The sequence below is a fragment of the Psychromicrobium xiongbiense genome, from assembly GCF_030271165.1.
Classification (GTDB): domain Bacteria; phylum Actinomycetota; class Actinomycetes; order Actinomycetales; family Micrococcaceae; genus Renibacterium; species Renibacterium xiongbiense.
Window position 1 is genome coordinate 200112 of record NZ_JASSZH010000021.1, and the last position, 24594, is coordinate 224705.

The following is a 24594-nucleotide window of genomic DNA, read 5'->3' on the forward strand; positions in this document are numbered from 1 at the left end:
AGCCTGACGTATGAGCCACGACCTGACCACCACCGCGGGAAAGATCGCAGACTTCCACGATCGACTCGCACAGGCTGCCCAGCCCTCGGGTCCGGAGGCCATCGAGAAACAGCATGCCCGGGGCAAGAACACCGCCCGGGAGCGGATCGCCCTGCTGCTGGATGAGGACTCCTTTGTGGAATTCGATGCCCTCGCGGTGCACCGCTCCACGGCGTTCGGGATGGAGAAGAAGAAGCCGCTGGGTGACGGTCTGGTCTCCGGCTACGGCACTGTCGATGGGCGCCTGGTGGCCGTCTACAGCCAGGACTTCTCGGTCTACGGCGGCTCCCTGAGCCAGGTCAACGGTGAAAAGATCGTCAAGGTCCAGGAGTTCGCCCTGCGGAACGGCTGCCCGGTGGTCGGGATTCTGGACGGTGGCGGCGCGCGCATTCAGGAAGGCGTCGCGTCCCTGGCCATGTTTGCCGACATCTTCCGCAACAACGTCCATGCCTCCGGAGTCGTGCCGCAGATCTCCGTCATCATGGGCCCCTCCGCCGGTGGCGCCGCCTACTCCCCCGCGCTCACCGACTACGTGGTCATGGTGGACAAGACGAGCCACATGTTCATCACCGGCCCCGACGTGATCAAGACCGTGACCGGCGAGGACGTGGATATGGAGACCCTCGGCGGGGCGCGGCAGCACAACGCCACCACCGGCACCTCCACCTATCTCGCAGCCGATGAGACGGACGCCCTGGAGTTCGTCCGCGAACTCCTGGATTTTCTGCCCTCCAATAACCTCTCCGAGGCTCCGCTCACCGAGCACGACCAGGAGTTGGAGATCGACGACGCCGATCTGGCGCTGGACACACTGATCCCCGATTCAGCCAACCAGCCCTACGACATGCGGACCCTGATCGAAGGAATTGTCGATGACGGCCATTTCCTCGAGATGCAGGCACTCTACGCACCCAATGTGATCATCGGCTACGGTCGGGTCGAAGGCCACAGCGTCGGCATCGTGGCCAACCAGCCCATGCAGTTCGCCGGAACTCTGGACATCTCTGCGTCAGAGAAGGCCGCCCGCTTTGTCCGCCACTGCGACGCCTTCAACATCCCCATCATCACTCTGGTGGACGTGCCCGGCTTCCTGCCCGGCAAGGACCAGGAGTTCCAGGGCATCATCCGCCGCGGCGCCAAGCTGCTTTATGCCTACGCCGAGGCCACCGTGCCCAAGCTCACCGTCATCACCCGTAAGGCCTATGGCGGTGCCTACATCGTCATGGGATCGAAGAAGCTCGGGGCCGATCTGAACTTCGCCTGGCCCACGGCCCAGATCGGCGTGATGGGCGCCCAGGGTGCCGTCAACATCCTGTACCGCCGTGAACTCGCCGCAGCGGCAGCCGAGGGCGCGGACGTCGAAGCCCGCCGGGCCGAGGTGATCCAGCAGTACGAAGAGGAACTGCTCAACCCGTATCAGGCGGCCCAGCTGGGCTACGTCGATGCCGTCATCGCCCCCTCGGAAACCCGACTCCAGCTGATCCGCGGTCTGCGGGCGCTGCGGGACAAACGCGCGGCCCTCCCGGCCAAGAAGCACGGGAACATTCCCCTATGACCTCCCTCGACTCGCAAGCTCGCCGTGGGGCCCTCGGTCAGGGGCCCCACCCTATGATCCCCACGACCTCCCAGAACTCGCAGGCTCGTTCCGGGGCCCTCGGTCGCGTGGGCCCATCCCTCGACTCGCAGGGTGAGGCGCCGATTTTTGATGTCGCCCGCGGGGATCCGAGCCCTGAGGAACTGGCTGCCGTGACGGTCGTGCTGCTTGCTGCCCTGACCGAGCAGGGACCCGAACAGCAATCGACAGGGACCGGCCGGGAGTGGGCCCGCCGCGCCCGGCTGAAGCTCGCTCCGACACCGGGTCCCGGTGCCTGGCGTCGATCCGTTCGACTGTAGATTTCACGCGCTTCTGCTGTGGCCTTTCGTCGCGATCTGGCTCGCCATCTGCGCTGGATTTTCCAGGCCGCGTAACAACTAGCCTGTCGCGGGCTGGGATACAGCACCTGCACAGCGGTTGACCATAGTCTTCCGGACGTGAACCGTCGAACAATTGTCGTCAACTCAGCGCTCGGGCTGGTGGCGGTGGCCCTCGTGGGCGGGCTCTATGCCGTCACCACCGCCAGTGCCCACCCCACGAGCTCCACCGGCTCCCGCACCGTGGCTGTCTCCCGGGCATCGCTGCAGCAGATCGCCACGGCCACCGGCAGCGTCTCCTCCATGAGCACCACCGGCGTCACCGGCGGGAACTGCACCGGGGCGGTGACCGCCATCAAGGTCACCATCGGCCAGCAGGTCACCGCCGGCCAGGAACTGTTCGACATCGATCCGACCAATGCGCAGAACGCGGTAAGCTCGGCGCAGGCGCAGCTGGATTCGGCCACCTCGCAGTCAGGCCAGCAGGCTGCGCAGGCCTCCAACGCCGTGGCACAGGCTCAGTCGCAGCTGAGAAACGCACAGCAGACCCAGGGCCTGGATGCACAACAGGCTGCGGCCGCCATCGCCAATGCGCAGAACCAGCTCACCGCCGATCAGGCGGCGCTGGCTCAGGCACAGGCCACGGCATCGGCCTCGCCGAACAGCAGCCAGGCTGCCGGTGCCGTGACAGCCGCCCAGGGGCAGGTGGCCAAGGATCAGCAGGCTCTCACCCAGGCACAGAACCAGCAGCAGACTCAGTCGCTCAAGGACCAGCAGCAGGTGGACGGCGCCCAGGTGAGCCTCAATTCGGCCGTGAATTCACAGGCCAACCCGACCTCAGGCTCGGTTGGGAGCGCCCAGGTGGCGCTCCAGACGGCACAGGCCAATCTGGCTCAATGCACCGCCAAGGCGCCCTCCGACGGCACAGTCACCGCGATCACGGCGGTGGTCGGGACGAATGCCACCGCGAATTCCGGTTCCAGCAGCAGCTCTTCGGCAGCCAGCACCACGCCCGGCCTGGTCACGCTGTCCGACACCGGCCATCTGCAGGTGGTCGCTCCCTTCACTGAATCGGACGTTTCCGCGATCAAGACCGGGCAGAGCGCCAGCTTTGATTTCCCGGCACTAAAGGCAGCCGCCACCGCGGCACCGGTCACCGGAACCGTGACGGCCATCGCTGCCACCGCGGTCACCACCAACGGTGTGGTGACCTACAACGTCACCGCCAGCATCGCCAACCCGCCGTCCACCGTGAAGCTGGGCCAGAGCGTCAATGTCTCCGTCCAGACCGCTTCCGCCGACAATGCCTTAGTAGTCCCCACACTCGCCATCACCGCTACCGGCTCCAAGCAGAGCGTCACGGTGGATCGCAACGGCACTCAGCAGAACGTCACTATCACCACGGGCATCACCGCCAACGGTCGCACCGAAGTGCTGACCGGCCTCTCCGAGGGCGACCAGGTGGTACTGCCCAGCGTGACCACCAGTACCGATACCAGCACTCAGAACACCCGTGGCGGCCTCTTCGGTGGCACTGGCGGGACCGGTGGAGCTGGCGGCACTGGCGGTGCCGGCTCCGGGAACCGGGGAGGTGCCGGTGGCAACAGCAGCACAGGTAAGTAGCGCGCTGGGCAACAGTTCAACGGTGCGTAGCCGCTCCTTGCGCCCCCGGCGGGCGGCGGCACCGGTACGTACCGTCATTGCGCTCGATGCCGTCCACAAGATTTACGGCCAGGGAGAAGCCGAGGTGCGCGCGCTGGACGGTGTGGACCTGCGGATCAACCGGGGCGAGTTCGTCGCCATCGTCGGCGCTTCCGGCTCCGGCAAGTCCACCATGATGAACATCATCGGATGCCTCGACGCACCCACCTCCGGCAGCTATCTGCTGGATTCTATCGCCACCGGTGAGCTCGACGAGCACCAGCTGGCACAGATTCGCAATCGGAAAATCGGCTTTGTCTTTCAGAACTTCAACCTGATCCCCCGGACCAAGGCGGTGGACAATGTCGCGCTGCCGCTGGCCTACCGCGGAGTACCCCGCAAGGAACGTCACGAACGCGCCCTGGCAGCACTGGACGCCGTCGGGCTCTCCTCACGGGCCGGGCATCTGCCCTCGCAGCTCTCCGGTGGTCAGCAACAACGCGTCGCCATTGCACGGGCACTCGTCACCGAACCGGTGCTTCTGCTGGCCGATGAGCCGACAGGCGCCCTGGACACCCACGCTTCGGAGGACATTCTGAACCTTTTCGCGGGTTTGCACGCACGCGGCCGGACGATCGTGATGATCACGCACGAGCCCGAAGTGGCAGCCCGCGCCCAACGCATGGTGCGTATGCAGGACGGGCGGATCATCTCCGATTCAGGGAGTGCACGATGATCGGGGCGGCGATCCGCTTTGCCCTCTCCGGCATCGTGGCCAACAAGATGCGCTCAGCGCTGACCACCCTGGGCATCGTGATCGGTATCAGTGCGGTCATCACCTTGCTGGCGGTCGGGGCGGGAAGCTCGAATGCGATCAAGGACCAGATCAGCAAGCTGGGCACCAACGTGCTCACGGTCAACCGGGCGACCGCGACCGGCGGCAGGTCAACCGGCGGCAGTGCCACCGGCACCCGGTCCAGTTCCACCAATCTGACCCTCGAGGACGAACAGGCACTCCTCGACCCGGTGCTCGCACCGGATGTCGCTCAGGCTGCTCCCGTGGTCTCGGCCCAGTCGATCACGGCGAGCCTGGGGTCATCCTCACATTCCGTTGCCAGCACCCTGGGCACCACCGCGTCCTACTTCGGCATCACCGACTTCACGGCCGCCGCCGGGCGCCTGCTCAATGACGGCGATGCCAACAGCTCGGTGGTGGTGCTGGGGAACAGTGTCGCGATCGATCTGGCCACCAACCCGGCCAGCCTGGTCGGTCAGTCGGTTTCGCTCAATGGCCAGAATTTCACCGTGGTCGGTGTGCTGGCGGCCAAGGGAAGCAGCGGACTTAACGACCCCGATGACGTCGCCATGGTTCCGCTGACCACAGCCAAGGACAAGTTCACCGGCTACACCCAGTCGCTGTCCTCGATTTCGGTGCAAGCCGCCAGCCCGGAGGTGATGACCCAGGCGCAGAATGAGATCCAGCAGATCCTCGATGCGCGGCATCACGTGACCAGCGCCAACCGTGACTACCAGGTGCGCAATCAGGCACAGGTACTCACGACGGCGACGTCCACCACACAGACTCTCACCGGACTGCTGAGCGCGGTGGCTGGGATCAGTCTCCTGGTGGGTGGCATCGGCGTCATGAACATCATGCTGGTCACCGTCACCGAGCGCACCCGGGAAATCGGCATCCGCAAGGCCATCGGTGCCACCCGCGGCAATATCGTCACCCAGTTTCTCATCGAGTCGCTGATCATCTCGATCCTCGGTGGCCTGGTGGGAATCGCTCTGGGCTTCATCGCCTCGTCCTTCCCAATTCTGGGCGTCCAACCACAGGTCCAGTGGTGGACGGTCTGGCTCAGCGTGGCCGTCTCTGCCGGCATCGGCCTGATCTTTGGTATCTATCCTGCGAACAAGGCGGCCAAGCTCCGCCCGATTGACGCACTTCGCTATGAATGAGGACCCCATGAACCACCACTCTGATGCTGAATCTGAACCCGCCGAGACGGAGGCGCTACCGATTCCCGCTGCGGGTCTGGAGGCCCCGGAAGATCTGGACTCGACGGATCTGGACCCAGCCGATGACGTTGACGATGCCGAGGATCCGGAGGATGCCGAACCCTTTGTGCCGGCACCGCGCTACCGGCTGGGCAGGTTCTCCAAGATCCTGATCTGTGTATGCCTGGTGCTCGCCGGGAGCCTGGGTGGCGCTGCCATCCAGAAAGCGGTGGACGCAAACAGCAACCGGGGCGGCCAGGGTGGTTTCAGCCAGTTCCAGGGCACCAACCGCTCCACCTCGAACAGCACCTCTGATCCGAGCAGCGACTCCACCTCGACCTCGACGCGCGGCCCAGGCCGGGGCGGGCGCGGTGGTCAGGGTGGAGCTGGTGGCGCAGGCGGCGGAGCTGGAGCAGGTGGCGGTACGCCCTAGCCCCCTACGCCTTCCTCTGGCCTCCCAACTGGCTAGCAGTAGCGGGGAGAGGTTGGGGAGGTGAAGGGCAGAGGATCGGGGGTGGTCTCGCGCTCCGAGGTCATCAGCACGTAGGCTCGAGGGCGTGACTGAGAACACTCAAACCACCAGAACCCCTTCCGCCATCGATGCGATTGCCGAGGACTACTGCACCTCGCTGTTCGCTCTCTACCCCGAGGCTGCAACCCAGCTGGGTATCGCTGGCTTCGAACGCGACTACCGCGACTACTCGCCCGCAGGCAATGCCGCCCTGGCCGAGCTGCACCGTGACACGCTGACTCGGCTGGGCCAGGCTGAGCCGGTGGACGACGTCGACCGAGTTACTCTGGCTGCCATGCGCGAGCGCCTGGGCCTGCTCGTGGAGACTTACGACAGCGGCTGGGATGAGGCGAACCTGAACAATATCGCCTCCCCCGCGCAGGGAATCCGCGCGATCTTCGACCTGATGCCGACGGCCACCGCAGATGACTGGGCTAACATTGCTGGCCGACTGCACAACCTGCCGACCGCGCTGGCCGGATACATCCGTTCACTGACCGCTGCCGAACAGGACGGCAAGGTCGCCGCACGCCGCCAGGTCGCCATCGTCGCGGAGCAGAGCGCAAAATACGCCGAGAACGGCGGCTTCTTCGACTCGCTCGTGGAGCAGGGTGCAGCGTTCGATGGCGGCACCGGCCTGGATGAGGATGCCCTGGCGGAGCTGCGCAGCGGTGCAGACGCCGCCAAGCTCGCCTACCACGGGCTCTCGATCTTCCTCACCCAGCACCTCCTGCCCAAGGCGCCAGAGAAAGATGCCGTCGGTCGGGCACGCTACACCCTCGCCTCCCGTGACTTCCTCGGTGCGGCCGTGGACCTGGAAGATACCTATCAGTGGGGCATCGCCGAACTCGACCGGATTATCGCCGAGCAGGAGGCCGTGGCCGAGCAGATTCGCCCCGGCGCGAGCATCGAGGAAGCCAAAGAGATTCTCAATGCTGACCCGGCCCGCCAGTTGAAGGGAACCGAGGCCCTGCAGACCTGGATGCAGGGCCTCTCCGACCAGGCCGTGCAGAACCTCGCCGGCTCGCATTTCGACATCGAAGGCGCCATGCGCACCCTCGAATGCATGATCGCCCCCACCCAGGAAGGCGGCATCTATTACACCGGTCCCAGCGACGACTTCTCCCGCCCAGGCCGGATGTGGTGGTCGGTACCGGAAGGTGAGGACTCCTTCACCACCTGGGCCGAGACATCCACGGTGTATCACGAAGGTGTCCCCGGGCATCACCTGCAGGTCGCCACGGCCGTCGCGCAGGCCGCCACTCTGAACATGTGGCGCCGCAACCTCTGCTGGGTCTCCGGCCACGGCGAGGGGTGGGCGCTTTACGCGGAGCGACTGATGGATGACCTGGGGTATCTGTCTGATCCCGGCGACAAGATGGGCATGCTCAACGGCCAGCGGATGCGTGCGGCCCGCGTGGTCTTCGATATCGGCGTCCACCTGGAACTCGAGATGCCGGAGCGTTGGGGCAGCGGGACGTGGACCTCGGACTCGGGCTACGAGTTCCTGAAGAAGAATCTGGATATCTCGGAGGGCCAGCTGAACTTCGAGTTCACCCGTTACCTGGGCTGGCCGGGCCAGGCACCGTCCTACAAGGTGGGCCAGCGCATCTGGGAGCAGTTGCGGGATGCCCGTGCAGCCCGCGATGGCGAGGCTTTCGATCTGCGGGCTTTCCACACCGAGGCATTGAAGCTCGGCGGCCTTCCGCTGGATGTACTAAAGGAGACGCTGCTGGGCTGAGCCCGGTCGTCATCGCTCAACAGGATCAGAGCGAGTCACGCCAGCAGGAAAAGTCACACTCCGCAACCTGAGCTAGATATGGTTTCTCTGAGAAACTAAAGTTTTGGGGTGACTTCTTCTGCTGGCGTGACTCGCTCCGCATCCCCTGTACCCGCCTGGGCCCGATCCTTCGGGTTCCAGATCATCGCCGCTTTGGTGGTCGGCCTGGCCCTGGGCCTGCTGGCCAAGAGCCTCGGTGCCACCGCCAAGAACCCGAACGGCCTGAGCACCACCCTCTCGACCATCGGCAGCAGCTACGTTTATCTGCTGCAGGCCGCCGTCGTGCCGCTCATCTTCACCGCGGTGGTGAGCTCCATCGCGAATCTGCGCCAGGTCTCCAATGCGGCCAAGCTCGCCTGGAACACCCTGCTCTGGTTCGCTATCACGGCCTTCATCGCCGTGCTGATCGGCATCGGACTGGGTCTGATCTTCCAGCCGGGCACCGGAACCGACCAGAAGACACCTGCGGATTACACCGGAAAGACCGGTGACTGGTGGGCCTTCCTGACCGGACTGATCCCCCACAACTTCCTGGGTCTGGGCGCCAGCTCGACCCCTGGCACCGGCGGCGCAGTCAGCACTTCGGTCAGCTTCAATGTCCTGCAGATCCTGGTCATCGCCATTGCGATCGGCATCGCCGCACTCAAGGTTGGCGCCAAGGCTGAGCCCTTCCTCACCTTCACTTCCTCCGCACTGGCCGTGATCCAGAAGGTTCTCTGGTGGATCATCCGTATCGCTCCGATTGGCACCATCGGCCTGATCGGCAACGCAGCGGTGAGCTACGGCTGGGACACCATGGGATCCCTGGCCAAGTTCGTCCTGGCCATCTACGTGGGCCTGGCCATTGTGCTCTTCGTGGTCTACCCGGTCCTGGTCCGCACGCATGGTCTGAGCATTAAGCAGTACTTCTCCGGCGTCTGGCCGGCGGTTCAGATGGGCTTCGTCTCCCGTTCCTCGGTGGGCACCCTGCCGCTGACCCAGCGCGTCACGGAGCGGAACCTGGGCGTTCCGCGGGCCTACGCCTCCTTTGCCGTGCCGCTGGGCGCCACCACCAAAATGGACGGCTGCGCCGCGATCTACCCCGCCGTCGCCGCGATCTTCGTGGCCCAGTTCTTCGGCATCCACCTCGACTTCGGCCAGTACCTGCTGATCGTCCTGGTCTCGGTCCTGGGCTCCGCCGCCACCGCAGGCACCACCGGCGCGGTCGTCATGCTCACGCTGACGCTCTCCACGCTGGGCCTGCCGCTGGCGGGTGTCGGCCTGCTGCTGGCCATCGACCCAATCATCGATATGGGCCGCACAGCCGTCAACGTGGCAGGGCAGGCCCTGGTACCCACCCTGGTGTCCAAGCGCGCCGGAATCCTCGATCTTGCGCTGTACAACGCTCCGCGCAATGGCGATCCGTTCGCTGAAGAAACGGCAGCCGATACCGCAGAGGCGCCTGCCGCGCCTGCCTCTGGCTCGGCTGAGACTGACGATGAGACTGAAACCGACGCTGCACGCAAGGTTCCTGTCAACGCCTGAGCCTCAGGAATCAGTCACCACCAGCACAGTCAAAGCCCGCCCCACGCACCATATGGGGCGGGCTTTTTGTCATCGCTTCATCACAGGAGTTCTGGTGGTGTCCTGGAAGGTGCTGGGATACTCTTGCCACGGAACCATCCAGTGCCCAGGCCTTGAACCGCAGGCCTTTCAGGCTCAGGCCTTTTGAGGAGTAACCATGATCATCGTCACGACCAATGACATTCCGGGGTACCGGATCGACGCCATCTTCGGCGAGGTGATGGGCCTGACTGTCCGAGCCCGGAACATCGGTGCCAACTTCACGGCCAGCTTCCGCGCCATCGGTGGCGGTGAGTTGCCCGAGATGACCAAGGCCCTGTACGAAAGCCGTCACGAAGTGATGAACCGTATGGTGGTGGAGGCGCAGCAGAAGGGCGCCAATGCGATCATCGCCATGCGTATGGATACCTCGGAAATGGGACAGACCTGGACGGAGGTCTGCGCCTACGGCACGGCCGCCTACGTCATCCCGATCCCCGAAGGCCAGCCGGGCGCCACCGGCCAGTCGGCGTACCTCTCGCAGAACCCGCAGGCTCCGCAGACGCCCACCCCGCAGATGCCGGCCAACGTCCAGCAAGCCTGGTGAGCCCCTCGCTCATCCTCGCCTCGGCCTCACCAGCCCGGGCCCAGCTTCTGCGCCATGCAGGCCTGTCGTTCACGGTGAGGGTGTCCTCGGTCGATGAGGACGCTCTCGCTGCTGCCCATCCGGAGGCCGATGCCGCAGCGACGGCTCTGTTGCTCGCCCGGGCTAAGGCCGAGGCAGTGGCGGCCCTGCCCGAGGCAGCCGGTGCGCTAGTGCTCGGCTGTGACTCCGTTTTTGAGTTCGATGGTGCCATCCACGGCAAACCCCATACCCCGGAGCGGGCGCGTGCCCGGTTGCAGGCGATGAGCGGCCGGTCGGGCGTCCTGCACACCGGCCACTGGCTGGTCGATGCCCGTGACACCGTGGCGCCGGGTGAGGACCGGCCGGGATGTGGAACAGTCGCCTCCGCTACGGTGCATTTTGATCCTCTGTCCGAGGCGGATATCGATGCATATATCGCCACCGGCGAGCCCCTGGAGGTGGCCGGGTCCTTCACCCTCGACGGCCGCGGCGCGGCCTTCATCTCCTCCGTGGAAGGCGACCCGAACACCGTGATCGGGCTGTCCCTGTCCACACTCCGCAGCCTGTTGAACCAGCGGGGCCTCGCGATCACCGAGCTCTGGGCCTGAGCAATGTCTGGGCCTGAGGCAGTCGCCCGGGCTTAGACTGGGCTATCCGGGCTTAGACTGGGCTATTCCGCGCAGCAAAGGAGCCGTAATGTGTCCCGGAACCGGGCCTACCCTCCCGGCGGATCTGACCAGCAGGGAGCTCCAGCATCATGCGCTCAAAGCGCGTGAAGAGCTCAGCGGCGGATCTCTCGGCGAGCGACTGCTGCGCCCCATGGTCAGGGAGTCCTGGTTACGATCCCTGCAGCATCTGGGGCCAACCGGCCGTGCCGAGCCCGTGTCGATGTGGAGCGCCGAGGAACTCGAGGAGTACCGCAACTCCCATCCGCTGGCTCTGATGCTCCCGGTGATCAATCAGCTGCTGGTGCGGCCGGGCGTCGAGAGTGGCCTGCTGGTCGTCATCGGGGATGAACATGGAAGGCTGCTCTGGGTCAATGGCGAGTCAGCGATGCTCGATCGTGCTGAAGCCATCGGCTTCGCCGAAGGAGCCGACTGGTCGGAGGCTGCCATGGGCACGAGTGCCCCCGGAACGGCCCTGGCCCTGAACCGGCCGATCCAGATCGCCGGGGCCGAACATTTCAACCCTGCGGTACATCCGTGGAGCTGCACCGCAGTGCCGATCACCGATCCAGATTCCGGGACCGTACTCGGCGTCGTCGACCTCACCGGTGACGTGCAGGCGGTGCAGAACCACACGCTCTCCCTCGTGGAGGCCACCGTGGAAGCTGCACAGACGCATCTGAGCCTGCAGCGGCTGCGTCAGCAGATTCAGTCGAAGCCACGATCGCGCCGTGGCTCGGCGAGTAAAGCTCCACGCGCACAGGGTTCTCAGCTGTACCGGGACAGTCTGCACATCCTGGGTCGCGATCAGGGCATACTCAACCTTCAGGGAACCTCACACATTCTCAGCGAGCGCCACACCGAACTGCTGGCTCTTCTTGCCATGCATCCTCAGGGCCTCAGCGCGGCGGAGCTGGCGGCTGCGATCTATCCTGAGCAGGCCGCACTGGCCACCGTACGGGCTGAGATGCTGCGCCTGCGCAGGATTCTTGAGGCGGCCGGCGGCATGGTTCCCGGCTCCAGGCCCTATCGCCTACCCGGCGCCCTGGTACTGGACGCCGAGCAGGTGCGCAGTTACCTGGACCGGGGCGCCCATCGCCTGGCGCTGGGCATCTACCGCGGACAGGCTGTTCCGCATTCCCAGTCCCCCGCTCTCATCGAGTTGCGCAATCAGCTCAGCGCACAATTGCGGGAGGCGATGCTCAATGAGGCCAGCGCCGAGGTGCTCACCAGGTATCTGGAGCTTCCGGAAGTCGCCCGGGACACTGCGGCCTGGCGCCTTCTGCTGGGCCTGTTACCCGCCCGCTCCCCGCGCCGGGCCTCCGTTGTCGCCCGCCTGGAGCTTCTCGACGCAGAGCTCAGCAGCTGAACTCAGCACCTGATCAGGCCGGCAGCGCCGGACGGCCCGTGGACGGGCATGCAACCTCACTGCAACGTCAGCGGTCCTAGCGTGGGGTCAGGGACAAAGTAGTCCCTGATTCGGTGCACAGTGCAGCACCCATGGAAATTCATGGAGCGGCACCGCCCGGTCTGTCAGAGTCGAGGAGAATCGTCGTGACTGTGTATGCACAGCCGGGTCAGCCCGGAGCGAAAGTCACCTTCAAGAACCGGTATGAGAACTGGATCGGCGGGGAATGGATCCCACCGGTTCAGGGCCAGTACTTTGAGAATGTCACCCCGGTGACCGGGCGGGCCTTCACCGAGATCGCACGCAGCACTGCGGAGGACATCGAGTTAGCGCTCGATGCCGCCCATCGCGCCGCGCCAGCCTGGGGCAAGACCTCGGTCGCTGAGCGGGCGGCGGCGCTGAACGCCATCGCCGACGTCATTGAGGCCAATCTGGAACTGCTCGCCGTCGCCGAGACCTGGGACAACGGCAAACCGATCCGAGAGACGCTCAACGCGGATATGCCGCTCGCTGCCGACCACTTCCGGTATTTTGCCGCGGCGGTGCGTGCCCAGGAGGGGCATCTGAGCCAGCTGGACGAGAACACCACGGCCTACCACTATCACGAGCCGCTCGGCGTCGTCGGCCAGATCATCCCCTGGAATTTCCCCCTTCTGATGGCCGCCTGGAAACTTGCCCCGGCACTCGCGGCAGGCAATGCCGTGGTGCTCAAACCCGCGGAGCAGACCCCTGCCTCGATTCTGCTCCTGGCAGAGCTGATCGGCGACCTTCTGCCTCCGGGCGTGCTCAATATCGTCAATGGCTTCGGGGTGGAGGCCGGGAAACCACTGGCGTCCAGCCCGCGGATCCGCAAGATCGCCTTCACGGGTGAGACCACTACGGGTCGGCTGATCAGCCAGTACGCCGCGAACAACCTGATTCCGGTCACCCTGGAGCTGGGCGGCAAGAGCCCCAATATCTTCTTCGAAGATGTTGCCCAGACTCAGGATGCGTTCTACGACAAGGCGTTGGAGGGCTTCACGCTGTATGCCTTCAACCAGGGTGAGGTCTGCACCTGCCCCTCCCGTGCTCTGATCCAGGAGTCGATCTATGATTCCTTCCTGGCCGATGCGCTGCCCCGCACCACGGCAATCATCCAGGGCAACCCCCTGGACACCGACACCCAGGTGGGCGCCCAGGCCTCGAATGATCAGCTGGAGAAGATCCTCTCCTACATCGACATTGGCCAGCAGGAGGGCGCGCGGCTACTCACCGGCGGCGAGCGGGTGGACCTCGGCGGTGACCTGTCCGGCGGGTTCTACGTGGCACCCACCATCTTCGAAGGCCAGAACTCAATGCGGATTTTCCAGGAGGAGATCTTCGGCCCGGTGGTCTCCGTGACCCGGTTCAGTGATTACGATGACGCCCTGAGAATCGCCAATGACACGCTCTACGGCCTCGGTGCCGGGGTGTGGAGCCGGGATGGAAACACCGCGTACCGGGCGGGTCGCGACCTCCAGGCTGGCCGGGTCTGGGTGAACAACTACCATGCCTACCCCGCTGGGGCGGCCTTCGGCGGGTACAAGTCCTCCGGCATCGGGCGCGAAAATCACGCCATGATGCTCGATCACTACCAACAGACCAAGAACCTGCTGGTCAGTTATGACCAGAACAAGCTCGGCTTCTTCTAAACGGTTGCCACCGCTGTGCCGGCATACCCCCCTGTGCCGGCATCCCCTGGTCTGGCCGCGGCCCTCCCCCAACGGGCCGCGGCCAGACCCCTTCTCGGAGAGATCCCCATGGATATGGAACAAGCCTGTCACGCAGAGGTGACGATTGATGGCGAGACCGCCTCCCGGGTGGCTCTGACCCCCGCGGCGCTGGAGCTCATCCGCAGCTTGTGGGCACGGCACGGGACGCTGATGTTCCACCAGTCTGGCGGCTGTTGTGACGGGTCCTCCCCGATGTGTTTCCCCGCCGGGGAGTTCGTGACCTCAGCGGCAGATGTACTGTTGGGCCGGTTCGAGATAGTGCCCGGTGACCCACCGCTGGATTTCTGGATGTCTGCTGAACAGTTCAACTACTGGAGCCACACCCATCTCACGGTGGATGTTGTCCCCGGGCGTGGCTCCGGCTTCTCACTGGAGGCACCCGAGGGCGTGAGATTCCTGATTCGATCCCGGCTGGTGGAGGGCTTCGGGCAGATTTTGTAGCATCTCTACAAAATCTGACGCATTTTGCGCGGATTAGGCCCGGCTTCTCAGCGAGAACCTCCACAAAGCGCTAGGCTCCGTGAGGAAAGAAGGAGTCTGTGTGCCCATGACTATGCCCGTGACTGAATCCCAGGCCAAGCACCCCATTACCAAAGTTCTGATCGCCAATCGGGGCGAGATCGCGGTACGGGTGATCCGGGCTGCCCGGGACGAAGGAATCGCCTCAGTTGCGGTCTATGCAGATCCGGACCGGGAGGCCCTGCATGTGCGGCTCGCCGATGAGGCCTGGGCTCTGGGCGGAAACACGGCCGCCGAGTCGTATCTGGTAATGGACAAGATCCTGGATGCGGCTGCCCGTTCCGGCGCTGATGCGGTGCACCCGGGCTACGGATTCCTCTCCGAGAATGCCGAGTTCGCCCAGAAGGTCATTGATGCCGGTCTGACCTGGATCGGCCCCTCCCCTGCTGCCATCGCCACTCTGGGCGATAAGGTCCAGGCCCGCCATATTGCTGAAAAGGTCGGCGCCCCGCTGGTTCCCGGAACTAAGGACCCGGTCAGCAGCACGCAGGAAGTCATCGATTTCGCCCAGGCTCATGGCCTGCCGCTTGCTATCAAGGCGGCTTATGGCGGTGGCGGACGTGGCATCAAGGTGGTTCGCGATGAGGCGGATATCGCGGAAGCCTACGAATCCGCTGTCCGCGAGGCCACCGCAGCGTTCGGACGCGGCGAGTGCTTCGTGGAGCGGTTCCTGGATTCCCCACGGCATGTGGAGACCCAGTGCCTGGCGGACGCCCAGGGCAACGTCGTCGTGGTCTCCACCCGAGACTGCTCCCTGCAGCGCCGCAATCAGAAGCTGGTCGAAGAAGCTCCGGCCCCGTTCCTGAGCGCCGAGCAGAATGCCCGCCTCTACGAGGCGTCCAAAGCGATTCTGCGTGAGGCCGGGTACCAGGGAGCTGGCACCTGTGAGTTCCTGGTCGGCCAGGACGGGGTCATCTCCTTCCTGGAGGTCAACACCCGCCTGCAGGTGGAGCATCCGGTCTCCGAGGAGGTCACCGGCTTAGACCTGGTGCGCGAGCAGTTCCGGCTGGCACGTGGTGAAGCCCTCGGCTACGACGACCCCCAGGTTCGTGGGCACTCCTTCGAGTTCCGGATCAACGGTGAAGACCCTGGCCGCAATTTCATGCCGGCCCCGGGCACGGTGGAGACCCTCAAGCTGCCCACCGGCCCCGGGGTCCGGGTGGATTCCGGCATCGAATCCGGCGAGGTGATCGGTGGCAACTTCGATTCCATGCTGGCCAAGCTCATCGTGACGGGCTCCAGCCGTCAGCAGGCGCTGGAACGCTCGCGCCGCGCTCTGGCCGAGATGGACATCCTCGGGATGCCAACAGTGCTGCCCTTCCACCGCGCCGTCGTCGCAGATGCCGACTTCGCGCCCGTCGACGGTGAGCCGTTCCGGGTGCACACCCGCTGGATCGAAACCGAGTTTGTCAACGATCTGCCGGCCTTCGCCCCGTCCGGCATCGCCGAGGCGGACGACGAGGGCGCGGAGCGTCAGCGGGTCACCGTGGAGGTGGGTGGTAAGCGGCTGGAGGTGGTGCTCCCCGCCGCCCTGGGTGCTGTGCGTACCGGAACCGCCAAAGCCAAGGCGAAAAAACCCGGGCGGAGCAGCCGCGGTGGCGCCTCCTCGGCAGCCGCGGACAGCGAAGCACTGACCTCACCCATGCAGGGAACCATCGTCAAGGTGGCCGTTGCCGACGGCGACACCGTGGCCGAGGGCGATCTGATGGTGGTGCTGGAGGCCATGAAGATGGAGCAGCCGCTCACCGCGCACCGCTCTGGCACCGTCCGCGGGCTGAACGCCGTCGCCGGTGACACCGTGTCCGCAGGTGCCGTCATCGCCACGATCGAGGACTAGTCCCCAGCAGAACCATCGAGTGCCGCGTCATGTGCCGAATTCCCGGGAATTCGGCACATGACGCGGCACTCGATGATTAATCAGAGGCAAGCGATCAGACGGACTGCTCCACGAGGTCCGTGTCCTTGGTCTCCTTGGACAGGAACAGCGAGATCAGCGTGAGCACTGCCATGGAGCTCAGGTAGATGCCCACCAGCCAGGTGCTGCCCTTGGCCGCCTGCCACAGTGCCACCGCGATAAACGGTGCCACCGCAGCGCCCAGGATGCTGGAGACGTTATAGGCCACAGCGGATCCCGTGTAGCGCACATTCGTGGGGAAGAGCTCCGGCAGGAAGGCGCCCATCGGCCCGAAGGTCAGGCCCATCAGCGTGAAGCCGATGATCAGCCACAACATCACCCCGACAAAGCCGCCGGTGGCCAGCGGGGCAAAGACCAGCCCGAAGATCAGAATGCCCAGAGTGATCACGATGAGCGACTTACGACGCCCGTAGCGTTCAGCCAGCGGACCGGCGACCAGAGTGAAGATGCCGAAGAAGACAACGCCGACGATGAGCATCAGCAGGAAGTCGTTGCGACTGTAGCCCAGGCCCGGGACGAAGGCATCGATAGCGCCTTGCGTCATCGGCTTGCCGGCCTTCGTCGCCGCTGCTTTCGCTGCGTCCAGGCTGGATACGGTGGTGCCGAAGGTCAGGGTGAAGGTGGTCATCAGATAGAAGAGCACGTAAGTGGCCAGCATGATGAAGGTACCCAGGATGAGCTGCAGCCAGCTGGTTTTGAAGACCCGGGCCAGGGGAAGACGGGAGACCTGGCCCTGCTCCACCACCTTCTGGAAAGCGGGGGTTTCCACCAGCTTGAGCCGGACGTACAGGCCGATGACGACCATCACAGCGCTGGCCAGGAACGGAATGCGCCAGCCCCAGGAGCTGAAGGCCTCGGCGCTCAATGTCAGGTTCATGACCAGGAACAGCGTATTGGCGATGATGAAGCCGATGGGCGCTCCCAGCTGAGGGAAGGTGCCGTAGATGGCGCGCTTGTTCTTCGGCGCGTTTTCAGTGGCCAGCAGTGCCGCACCGCTCCATTCCCCGCCGAGGGCAAGACCCTGGGCAAAACGCAGCACCACCAGCAGTGCCGGTGCCAGGAAGGTCCACCCCGGAACCTGAGCAGTAGGCAGGCAGCCGATCAGGAAGGTCGCGATGCCCATGGTGAGCAGCGAGGCGATCAGCGTGCCCTTGCGTCCGATCCGGTCACCGAAGTGGCCGAAGAGGATCGAGCCGAGTGGACGCGCCACGAAGGCCACGCCGAAAACGGCGAAGGAGCTCAACAGCTGGGTGACGTCATCCGCTGAAGGGAAGAAGAGCTTGGGAAAAACCAGAACTGCGGCCGTGGCGTAGACATAAAAGTCGTAAAACTCGATCGAGGTGCCGATCAGGCTCGCGACGATGACCCGGCCACGGGTATTCACTGGGGGTGTCTCCGCGTTGACGGTGGACATAAGAGGTTCTCCTCGCTGCGGCATCCGTGCTCCCGCCGCCGAGGCACCAAGCCCCCGGGACCGCGTGACCGCAAGGTCTTAGTGGTCCTGACATCGTAGCCCTCGAGCCGCCCACTCTGTCCACGCTACGGACGGAGTGTCCAACATATGGATGACTCTTGAACCGCTACTGATGCACGTGCAACCGACGGGCCGCCTCCGCGATCGATCCGGAAAGCGAGGGGTACACCGTGAAGGTAGAGGAAACATCGTCCACATTCATCTTCTGAGTCACCGCGAGCGCAATCGGGAAGATCAGCTCGGAGGCATTGGCACCGACGACGACTCCGCCGATCACCGTGCCGGAGCCCTTACGGGCGATGATCTTGACGAAGCCATCGGTGCTGTTACGCATTTTGGCGCGGGCGTTGGTCTGCAGGGGAAGTTTGATCACGTCACCCTGGTACCGCCCCGACTCCAGATCCGCTTCAGAAACACCCACCGAGGCAATCTCCGGGGAAGTGAAAATATTGGAGGACACCACTTTGAGCTTGAGCGGACGCAGACCGTCGCCCAGCAGGTGCGCCACGGCGATGCGTCCCTGCATCGCTGCCACCGAGGCCAGAGCCAGCACGCCGGTGCAGTCCCCCGCCGCATAGATGGTCGGCACGCTGGTCCGGGAGACGCCATCGACCCGGATATGACCGGATTCGGTCAGCGCAACACCGGCCTCTTCGAGGCCGATTCCGGCCGTGTTCGGAATCGAGCCGACGCAGACCAGACAATGGCTGCCGCGCACCTGACGCCCGTCGGAGAGGGTAACCAGCACCCCTTCGCCACGCTCATCGGTGATCCGCTCCACCGATTCGGCCCGGGAACGGGACAACACCGTCATGCCGCGTCGTTCAAAGACATGCTCAAGCACCTCGGCGGCATCAGAGTCTTCGCCGGGCAGCACCTGATCACGGGAGGAAATCAAGGTGACCTTGGAGCCAAGACCGTTATACGCGGAGGCAAATTCAGCGCCGGTGACCCCGGAACCCACCACGATCAGTTCCTCGGGAACTTCCGTCAGATGATAGATCTGCGTCCAGTTGAAGATCCGCTCGCCGTCCGGACGCGCCGTCGGCAGTTCCCGCGGGTGAGCGCCCACGGCCAGCAGGATTGCCTCAGCCCGGACATTTTCCACACCGTCCTTTGTCTGGACAGAGATGGTGTGCTGATCCACCAGAGTGCCGGTGCCCTCGATCAGGCGCACTCCGGCCTTCACCAGCCCACGCTTGATGTCCTCGGACTGTTCGTGAGCCAGATGCATCAGGCGGGCATTGACCGCCTCGAGGTCGGCCCGCATGACCGGTCGGCAGTCCCCGCCGTCCACATCGAACCGCACCCCCAGGTCAGTGGCCGATTCAAAGCGGTTCATCACGTCGGCGGTGGCGATGAGCGTTTTCGAGGGGACGACGTCGGTCAGCACCGCCGACCCGCCGAGCCCCTTCTGCTCAATCAGGGTGACCGCAGCCCCCAGAGAGGCAGCGACCATGGCTGCCTCATATCCGCCCGGTCCCCCGCCCAGAATCGCAAGGGAAGGCTGGCTGAACTGGCTCTGCATAGTCACAGTGTTCCATTCTCGCCCATCCGGCAGACCAAGCCAAGCGGGCGTTCAGCGGGTAGATTGTGCGGGTGACTACTTTCGATGCTGCAGGGACCGCAGCCCCCGGATCCTCGCCTGTGGCCGATCCTTCCGCAAACCCTTTCGCACTGGCGCAGGAGGCTGCCGCACTCATCGCCGAGCGGACCGGCGTCGAACGCCACGATGTGGCACTCGTGCTGGGCTCCGGATGGGGTGAGGCGGCTGATCTGATCGGTGAAACCACCGCCACCCTGCAGGCCACCGAGCTCCCCGGTTTCTCCGCTCCCGCTGTGCAGGGACATGTCGGGACCATCCGCTCCATTCTGACCAGCGAAGGCAAGCGAGCGCTGGTGCTGGGCGCCCGCACTCACTTCTACGAAGGCAAGGGCGTCCGCGCCGTGGTGCACGGCGTGCGAACGGCGGCTGCCGCCGGAGCCCGGACCCTGGTCCTGACCAACGGCTGCGGTGGCCTCAACCCGGGCTGGACCCCGGGGACCCCCGTGCTGATCAGCGATCACATCAACCTCACCGCGGCATCTCCGTTGGAAGGCGCCACCTTCGTAGACCTGACGGATCTCTATTCCTCACGGCTGCGGGATATCGCCCGGACGGTCGACCCCTCTCTCGCGGAGGGTGTCTACGCCCAGTTCACCGGCCCGCACTACGAGACTCCTGCCGAGGTACAGTACGCCAAGCGGATCGGTGCCGATCTGGTGGGTATGTCCACCGCGTTGGAAGCCATTGCAGGCCGCCACGCCGGGATGGAGGTTTTCGGCATCTCCCTGGTGACCAACCTGGCCGCTGGGATCTCCCCGACCCCACTGAGCCACCAGGAAGTCCTGGAAGCAGGTGCCGCAGCCGGGCCGCGCATCTCCCGCCTGCTGGCGGACATCATCAGCAAACTCTGATCCGCGGGCGCTGCCCCGGCGGCGCCCTGATGAGCTATTCCCACGAATCCTTCCGGACCGTGTTTATCCCTTATTCCTTCAGTAATTCCTTCAGTACATCCCTTCAGCACCGGCGCAGAGACGATAGGTTGGAACGCATGAGTTCTCTCGATCCCCTGACCCTTGAGCGTGCGCAGGCCTGGGCCGCAGCCGATCCTGACCCCGCTACGGCGGCCGAGTTGGCTGGGCTGTTGGAAGCGGCCGCTCTGCCCGACACTCCCGAGGACCGGGAACTGATCGAGCGGGCACGCCAGGAAGTCCAGGATGCCTTTGCCGGTTCCCTTCAGTTCGGCACCGCCGGGTTGAGAGCGGCTCTGGGGCCAGGACCCAATCGGATGAACCGGGTGGTGGTGCGCCGCGCCGCCGCAGGTTTTGCTCGCTTCCTGCACCAGTCGATCGCCCAGCACTCAAGCAGCCAGGCCCTTTCCAGCCAGGCCGGAGACGCCAGAGCGCGCATCGTCGTCGGTTACGACGCCCGGCACAACTCCGAAGCCTTCGCCCGGGAAAGTGCCGCAATCTTTGTGGCGTCTGGCCTGGAGACCTTTCTGATGCCGTCGGCGCTGCCCACACCTCTGCTGGCCTTCGCCGTCCGTGCTCTGGGCTGCGATGGCGGTGTGATGGTGACTGCCAGCCACAATCCAGCCCAGGACAACGGCTACAAGGTGTATCTGGGCGGTCGTGCGCTGGGTGAGAATGACCAGTCCGGCCGCGGGGCACAGATTGTGCCGCCTTATGACGCCCAGATCGCCGCGCTGATCGATGCCGTCGGCCCCGTCAACACCATCCCGCTGGCCACCGAAGGGTGGAACCCCGTACCTGCCGAGGTGATTGCCGCCTACCGGACGGGTCTGGTCGAGTTGCTGGAAGCGGAGCGGTTCCCACACCGGGATCTGAAGATCGTGCTGACCGCGATGCACGGGGTGGGTGGTGCCACCGCTGAGGCTGTGCTGCGCGCCGGTGGTTTCGACTCCGTCAGTCAGGTAGCCGCTCAGGAGCTTCCGGACCCCAATTTTCCCACGGTGATCTTCCCCAATCCTGAAGAACCCGGCGCCCTCGACCTGGCTCTGGACCAGGCACAGGTAGAAGGCGCAGATCTCGTGATCGCCAATGACCCCGATGCCGACCGGCTGGCGATCGCTGCTCAGGACCCGGTCACCGCCCAGTGGCGGATGTTGCGCGGAGACGAGGTCGGAGCCCTGCTCGGCTCGCATCTGGCAGACCGCCTGGCACCGGAGGTCGAAGAACCTGCCGAAGCGAGCCCCGCTCCCATCGACGCAGCCACCGGCCACGGCGTATTCGCCAATTCCATCGTCTCCTCCCGGCTGCTGGGTAAGATCGCCGCTGCCGAAGGATTCCGGCATGAACAGACCCTGACCGGTTTCAAGTGGATTGCCCGCGTTCCCGGGCTCAGCTTCGGGTATGAGGAGGCACTGGGCTACTGCGTGGCCCCTGCCCTGGTCCGGGACAAGGACGGGATCTCTGCCGCACTGCTGCTGGCGGAGCTCGCCGCAGCCCTGAAAGCAGAGGGAAAGACCCTCTTTGACCGACTCGATGAGCTGGCCGTGGTGCACGGACTGCATGTGACCGATCAGCTCAGCATCCGGGTGGCCGATATTGAACTGCTTCAGGCCATGATGGACCGGGTCCGGGACCATCCGCCGGTCAGTCTGGCGGGTTCCCCGGTGGACACCGTGCAGGATCTCTCGCTGGGCTCCCACGGTCTGCCACCGACCGACGGCATGCTGTACATCAATCGCGAGGATGTGCGCGTCATCGTGCGCCCCAGCGGCACCGAGCCCAAGCTCAAGTGTTACCTCGAAGCCATCGTTCCGGTGGATTCCGCCGCCGCACTTCCCGAAGCTCGCCGCAAGGCCCGGACAGTACTCAACGCCGTCCTGGCCGATGTGCGTGAGGCCCTTGGACTCTGACCGAACCTGCTTCCCCCAGCGAACAACCCTCACGAACCACCGACCAGCCAGAAGGAACCTCATGACCGACACTCACGATCCTGCCGCAGCCTCTGCGACTCCGGCGTCTCTGGCGGGCTACATCGACCACACCCTCCTCAAACCGGAGGCCTCGGAGCAGGACGTCCTGGCCGTCTGCGCGGAAGCCATCCAGTATGGATTCGCCTCCGTCTGCGTCAACCCGGTGTGGGTCAAGACGGTACACAATGCGCTACGGGACTCCCCGGTTCTGACCTGCTCCGTGGTGGGCTTCCCGCTCGGCGCAACGCCCAGCGATGTGAAGGTCTATGAGACCCGCGGAGCCACCCTGGACGGTGCCGATGAGATCGATATGGTGATCAATATCGCAGCGGCTCGGGCCAACGACTATGAGGCGCTGGTCTCGGATATTTCAGCAGTGGCGGAGGCTGCTCATACCGGTGGGGCCATTCTCAAGGTCATCATCGAGACCGCTCTGCTGACTGATGAGCAGAAGGTGCTGGCCTGCAAAGCCGCCGTGGAATCCGGCGCGGACTACGTCAAGACCTCCACCGGTTTCAACGGGCCCGGCGCGACCACGGCAGACGTCGCCCTGATGCGGGCCACGGTGGGCCCTGACCTGGGCGTCAAGGCCTCCGGCGGAGTCCGCACGCGTGAGGATGCCGAGGCGATGATCGCGGCCGGTGCCAGCCGGATCGGTGCCAGCTCCGGTATTGCCATTGTGACCGGCGGCCAGGGCACCAGCAGCTACTGAGCACCGGATAGACTGAGGTCCAGAATTGACGCCACGAATACCGGAGGATCACCCCATGGCATCGAACCAGCCGCAGCATGAGAACAGCACGGTCCAGAGCGCTTTCATTTTTGCGATCTTCATGATCCTGTTCCTGGCGGGGATCTTCTGCTTCACCTGGGGCAGCCTGAACCAGGTCTGGCCGTTTGCGCTGGGTCTGGGCCTGATCTTCCTGGCCTTCTGGATCCCGCAGACTCTGATGGGCCGCAGCGATTCGGGAGCCAAGGCCATGGTGAAGACGGACCACCGCAAGCCCAACGGCAACTTCTAACCTCAGACTGCACTAAGGTTTAGCAGCGCCCTCCCCCAGAACGGAGGGCGCTGCTGCTATGTTCCGGATCGGGCGCCAGATCAGCAGGAGTGTCAGCCCGGACCCCACGAAGGCAAACCACCAGGGGGCCGTGAGCCCCCAGGTCTGTGCAATGAGGCCGCCCAGCGCCTGTCCGATCACCATGCCGCCGAACACGCCCACCATGTTCACCGAGCCGATTCGCCCTTGCAGGTCCAGGGGAACCAGGCGCTGACGCACGGTGGTGGAGATGGTGCCCCAGATGAAGGCGTACGCGCCAAAGACCACCATGATGGCCAGCGCCACCCAACCGGTGGTCACCAACGCCATCGACAGATGCATCAGGACTTCCAGCGAGAGGCATACTCGCATCAACACGGCGAAGGCGACCCGTTTCTCCAGCCAGCCGAAGGAGAAGGTCGCGGCCATCCCGCCCAGGGCCGACGCCGTCGTGAGCGCTGCATAGCCCACCGGCCCCATGTGCAGGTGCTCGGTGGCATAAAGGACCAGAATGCTCCACGGTGCCGCCCAGGTGACGTTGAAGGAGAGGATGATGATCACCAGGGTGCGCACCGGAGGATTGCGCAGCAGCCAGCGGATTCCCTCGGCAATATCCGTGTGCACGGCAGCGCGGGGATGATTCTCGTCGATACTGCGCGGTGGCAGTGGCGTGGCGGAGATCCGCGAAATGAGCACCACCGCCAGGAGCACACAAAGCACCTGAACCAGGAACGGCCAGAAGGCGCCGATGGCGAAGAGGAGGGCACCCAGCGGCGGCCCGCCCAGCTGGTTGGCGACGAGGTACCCGAATTGCAGCCGGGCATTGCCGATGCCCAGATTCTCCGAACGCACCAGCATGGGGAGCAGGGTGTTGTTGGCCGAGTTCACGAAGACCTCAGCCACGCCATAGAGCAAGGTCGCCACAAGGACCACCACGATGGTTGCCTGCCCGGTAAGCAGGAAGACGCACAGTGCCAGGACGACCAGGCCGCGCAGGGAGTTGCCAAGCATGACCAGATGACGGCGGTCAAAGCGGTCCGCCACCGCACCGGCATGCAGGCCGAAGAGCAGCCAGGGCAGGTATTGCATCATGGCACCCGCGGAGACCAGCAGGGGCGATGATGTCATCGAAGCAATGAGCAGCGGTGCGGCAGCCAGGGCCACACCGTCACCAATATTGCCGGTCCAGGACGCCGCAATGAGCCACCGGAAGTTCATGCCCATGCGGCGCGGAGCGATCAATTCACCGAGAGTAGACACTTGATCGATGATAACCGCTTCTCATGGA

General features: G+C 64.8%; 21 protein-coding genes. 18 read left to right on the plus strand and 3 right to left on the minus strand.

The window, feature by feature from the left end; all coding sequences use genetic code 11:
• Positions 1-10: 10 nt before the first annotated feature.
• The 14 genes from QQM37_RS08860 to QQM37_RS08925 all read left to right on the plus strand — a co-directional run bounded on the left by QQM37_RS08860 (position 11) and on the right by QQM37_RS08925 (position 16230).
• Positions 11-1594 carry an acyl-CoA carboxylase subunit beta gene (locus tag QQM37_RS08860; RefSeq protein ID WP_285726622.1) on the plus strand — a complete coding sequence of 528 codons (1584 nt, stop codon included), beginning with the start codon at positions 11-13 and terminating at the stop codon, positions 1592-1594.
• 53 nt (positions 1595-1647) lie between these two features.
• Positions 1648-1932 (plus strand): acyl-CoA carboxylase subunit epsilon, encoded by a 285-nt coding sequence (locus tag QQM37_RS08865; RefSeq protein WP_285726624.1) that lies wholly within the window; start codon positions 1648-1650, stop codon positions 1930-1932.
• A gap of 138 nt (positions 1933-2070) precedes the next feature.
• Positions 2071-3573, plus strand: coding sequence for an efflux RND transporter periplasmic adaptor subunit (locus QQM37_RS08870; protein WP_285726626.1), 1503 nt, complete (start codon positions 2071-2073; stop codon positions 3571-3573).
• Positions 3548-4327 carry an ABC transporter ATP-binding protein gene (locus QQM37_RS08875; protein WP_285726628.1) on the plus strand — a complete coding sequence of 260 codons (780 nt, stop codon included), beginning with the start codon at positions 3548-3550 and terminating at the stop codon, positions 4325-4327. Before QQM37_RS08870 ends, QQM37_RS08875 begins: the two co-directional genes overlap by 26 nt.
• Positions 4324-5553: an ABC transporter permease gene (locus tag QQM37_RS08880; RefSeq protein ID WP_285726630.1), complete on the plus strand. Its 1230-nt coding sequence runs from the start codon at positions 4324-4326 to the stop codon at positions 5551-5553. Before QQM37_RS08875 ends, QQM37_RS08880 begins: the two co-directional genes overlap by 4 nt.
• A 7-nt stretch (positions 5554-5560) precedes the next feature.
• Positions 5561-6025, plus strand: a complete 465-nt coding sequence (locus QQM37_RS08885) for a hypothetical protein (RefSeq protein ID WP_285726632.1) — start codon at positions 5561-5563, stop codon at positions 6023-6025.
• A gap of 124 nt (positions 6026-6149) precedes the next feature.
• Complete coding sequence (locus tag QQM37_RS08890; protein WP_285726634.1) at positions 6150-7844, plus strand: DUF885 domain-containing protein; 1695 nt, start codon at positions 6150-6152, stop codon at positions 7842-7844.
• 108 nt (positions 7845-7952) lie between these two features.
• Entirely contained in the window at positions 7953-9407 is a 1455-nt protein-coding gene (locus QQM37_RS08895) for a dicarboxylate/amino acid:cation symporter (protein WP_285726635.1), read from the plus strand.
• A 196-nt stretch (positions 9408-9603) separates the two neighbouring features.
• Positions 9604-10032: a YbjQ family protein gene (locus QQM37_RS08900; protein ID WP_285726637.1), complete on the plus strand. Its 429-nt coding sequence runs from the start codon at positions 9604-9606 to the stop codon at positions 10030-10032.
• Positions 10029-10658, plus strand: a complete 630-nt coding sequence (locus QQM37_RS08905; protein WP_285726639.1) for a Maf family protein — start codon at positions 10029-10031, stop codon at positions 10656-10658. Before QQM37_RS08900 ends, QQM37_RS08905 begins: the two co-directional genes overlap by 4 nt.
• A gap of 88 nt (positions 10659-10746) precedes the next feature.
• A complete protein-coding gene (locus QQM37_RS08910) occupies positions 10747-12084 on the plus strand; it encodes a GAF domain-containing protein (protein WP_285726641.1) in 1338 nt (445 codons plus the stop codon).
• 185 nt (positions 12085-12269) lie between these two features.
• Positions 12270-13793, plus strand: coding sequence for an acetaldehyde dehydrogenase ExaC (gene exaC / locus QQM37_RS08915; RefSeq protein WP_285726642.1), 1524 nt, complete (start codon positions 12270-12272; stop codon positions 13791-13793).
• A gap of 108 nt (positions 13794-13901) precedes the next feature.
• Positions 13902-14315: a DUF779 domain-containing protein gene (locus QQM37_RS08920; protein ID WP_285726644.1), complete on the plus strand. Its 414-nt coding sequence runs from the start codon at positions 13902-13904 to the stop codon at positions 14313-14315.
• Between the two features lie 112 nt (positions 14316-14427).
• Positions 14428-16230: an acetyl/propionyl/methylcrotonyl-CoA carboxylase subunit alpha gene (locus tag QQM37_RS08925; RefSeq protein WP_285726755.1), complete on the plus strand. Its 1803-nt coding sequence runs from the start codon at positions 14428-14430 to the stop codon at positions 16228-16230.
• 94 nt (positions 16231-16324) lie between these two features.
• On the opposite strand, the gene QQM37_RS08930 is transcribed toward QQM37_RS08925, so the two are convergent.
• Both QQM37_RS08930 and QQM37_RS08935 read right to left on the minus strand, forming a co-directional pair.
• A complete protein-coding gene (locus QQM37_RS08930) occupies positions 16325-17722 on the minus strand; it encodes an MFS transporter (protein WP_285726646.1) in 1398 nt (465 codons plus the stop codon).
• 166 nt (positions 17723-17888) lie between these two features.
• Positions 17889-19310, minus strand: a complete 1422-nt coding sequence (locus tag QQM37_RS08935; RefSeq protein WP_285726648.1) for an NAD(P)H-quinone dehydrogenase — start codon at positions 19308-19310, stop codon at positions 17889-17891.
• Between the two features lie 119 nt (positions 19311-19429).
• Between QQM37_RS08935 and QQM37_RS08940 the strand changes: the two genes are divergently transcribed.
• The 4 genes from QQM37_RS08940 (at position 19430) to QQM37_RS08955 (ending at position 23288) form a co-directional block, all read left to right on the plus strand.
• The gene (locus QQM37_RS08940; protein WP_285726757.1) at positions 19430-20239 is read left to right on the plus strand and encodes a purine-nucleoside phosphorylase; all 810 of its coding nucleotides are present in this window, start codon (positions 19430-19432) and stop codon (positions 20237-20239) included.
• A 137-nt stretch (positions 20240-20376) separates the two neighbouring features.
• Positions 20377-22206 carry a phospho-sugar mutase gene (locus QQM37_RS08945; protein ID WP_285726650.1) on the plus strand — a complete coding sequence of 610 codons (1830 nt, stop codon included), beginning with the start codon at positions 20377-20379 and terminating at the stop codon, positions 22204-22206.
• Between the two features lie 61 nt (positions 22207-22267).
• Positions 22268-22978 carry a deoxyribose-phosphate aldolase gene (gene deoC, locus QQM37_RS08950; protein ID WP_285726652.1) on the plus strand — a complete coding sequence of 237 codons (711 nt, stop codon included), beginning with the start codon at positions 22268-22270 and terminating at the stop codon, positions 22976-22978.
• Positions 22979-23033: 55 nt separating this feature from the next.
• Positions 23034-23288 carry a hypothetical protein gene (locus QQM37_RS08955; RefSeq protein ID WP_285726654.1) on the plus strand — a complete coding sequence of 85 codons (255 nt, stop codon included), beginning with the start codon at positions 23034-23036 and terminating at the stop codon, positions 23286-23288.
• Between the two features lie 12 nt (positions 23289-23300).
• Here the strand turns inward: QQM37_RS08955 and QQM37_RS08960 are convergent, their stop codons facing one another.
• The gene (locus tag QQM37_RS08960; protein ID WP_285726656.1) at positions 23301-24566 is read right to left on the minus strand and encodes an MFS transporter; all 1266 of its coding nucleotides are present in this window, start codon (positions 24564-24566) and stop codon (positions 23301-23303) included.
• Positions 24567-24594 lie beyond the last annotated feature (28 nt).

Bases quoted from the DNA above. Each gene is read 5' to 3' on its own strand.
- QQM37_RS08860 (WP_285726622.1), top strand. From the start codon at position 11: ATGAGCCACGACCTGACCACCACCGCGGGAAAGATCGCAGACTTCCAC.
- QQM37_RS08865 (WP_285726624.1), top strand. From the start codon at position 1,648: ATGATCCCCACGACCTCCCAGAACTCGCAGGCTCGTTCCGGGGCCCTC.
- QQM37_RS08880 (WP_285726630.1), top strand. From the start codon at position 4,324: ATGATCGGGGCGGCGATCCGCTTTGCCCTCTCCGGCATCGTGGCCAAC.
- QQM37_RS08885 (WP_285726632.1), top strand. From the start codon at position 5,561: ATGAACCACCACTCTGATGCTGAATCTGAACCCGCCGAGACGGAGGCG.
- QQM37_RS08900 (WP_285726637.1), top strand. From the start codon at position 9,604: ATGATCATCGTCACGACCAATGACATTCCGGGGTACCGGATCGACGCC.
- QQM37_RS08910 (WP_285726641.1), top strand. From the start codon at position 10,747: ATGTGTCCCGGAACCGGGCCTACCCTCCCGGCGGATCTGACCAGCAGG.
- QQM37_RS08920 (WP_285726644.1), top strand. From the start codon at position 13,902: ATGGATATGGAACAAGCCTGTCACGCAGAGGTGACGATTGATGGCGAG.
- QQM37_RS08925 (WP_285726755.1), top strand. From the start codon at position 14,428: ATGCCCGTGACTGAATCCCAGGCCAAGCACCCCATTACCAAAGTTCTG.
- QQM37_RS08930 (WP_285726646.1), bottom strand. From the start codon at position 17,722: ATGTCCACCGTCAACGCGGAGACACCCCCAGTGAATACCCGTGGCCGG.
- QQM37_RS08935 (WP_285726648.1), bottom strand. From the start codon at position 19,310: ATGCAGAGCCAGTTCAGCCAGCCTTCCCTTGCGATTCTGGGCGGGGGA.
- QQM37_RS08945 (WP_285726650.1), top strand. From the start codon at position 20,377: ATGAGTTCTCTCGATCCCCTGACCCTTGAGCGTGCGCAGGCCTGGGCC.
- deoC (WP_285726652.1), top strand. From the start codon at position 22,268: ATGACCGACACTCACGATCCTGCCGCAGCCTCTGCGACTCCGGCGTCT.
- QQM37_RS08955 (WP_285726654.1), top strand. From the start codon at position 23,034: ATGGCATCGAACCAGCCGCAGCATGAGAACAGCACGGTCCAGAGCGCT.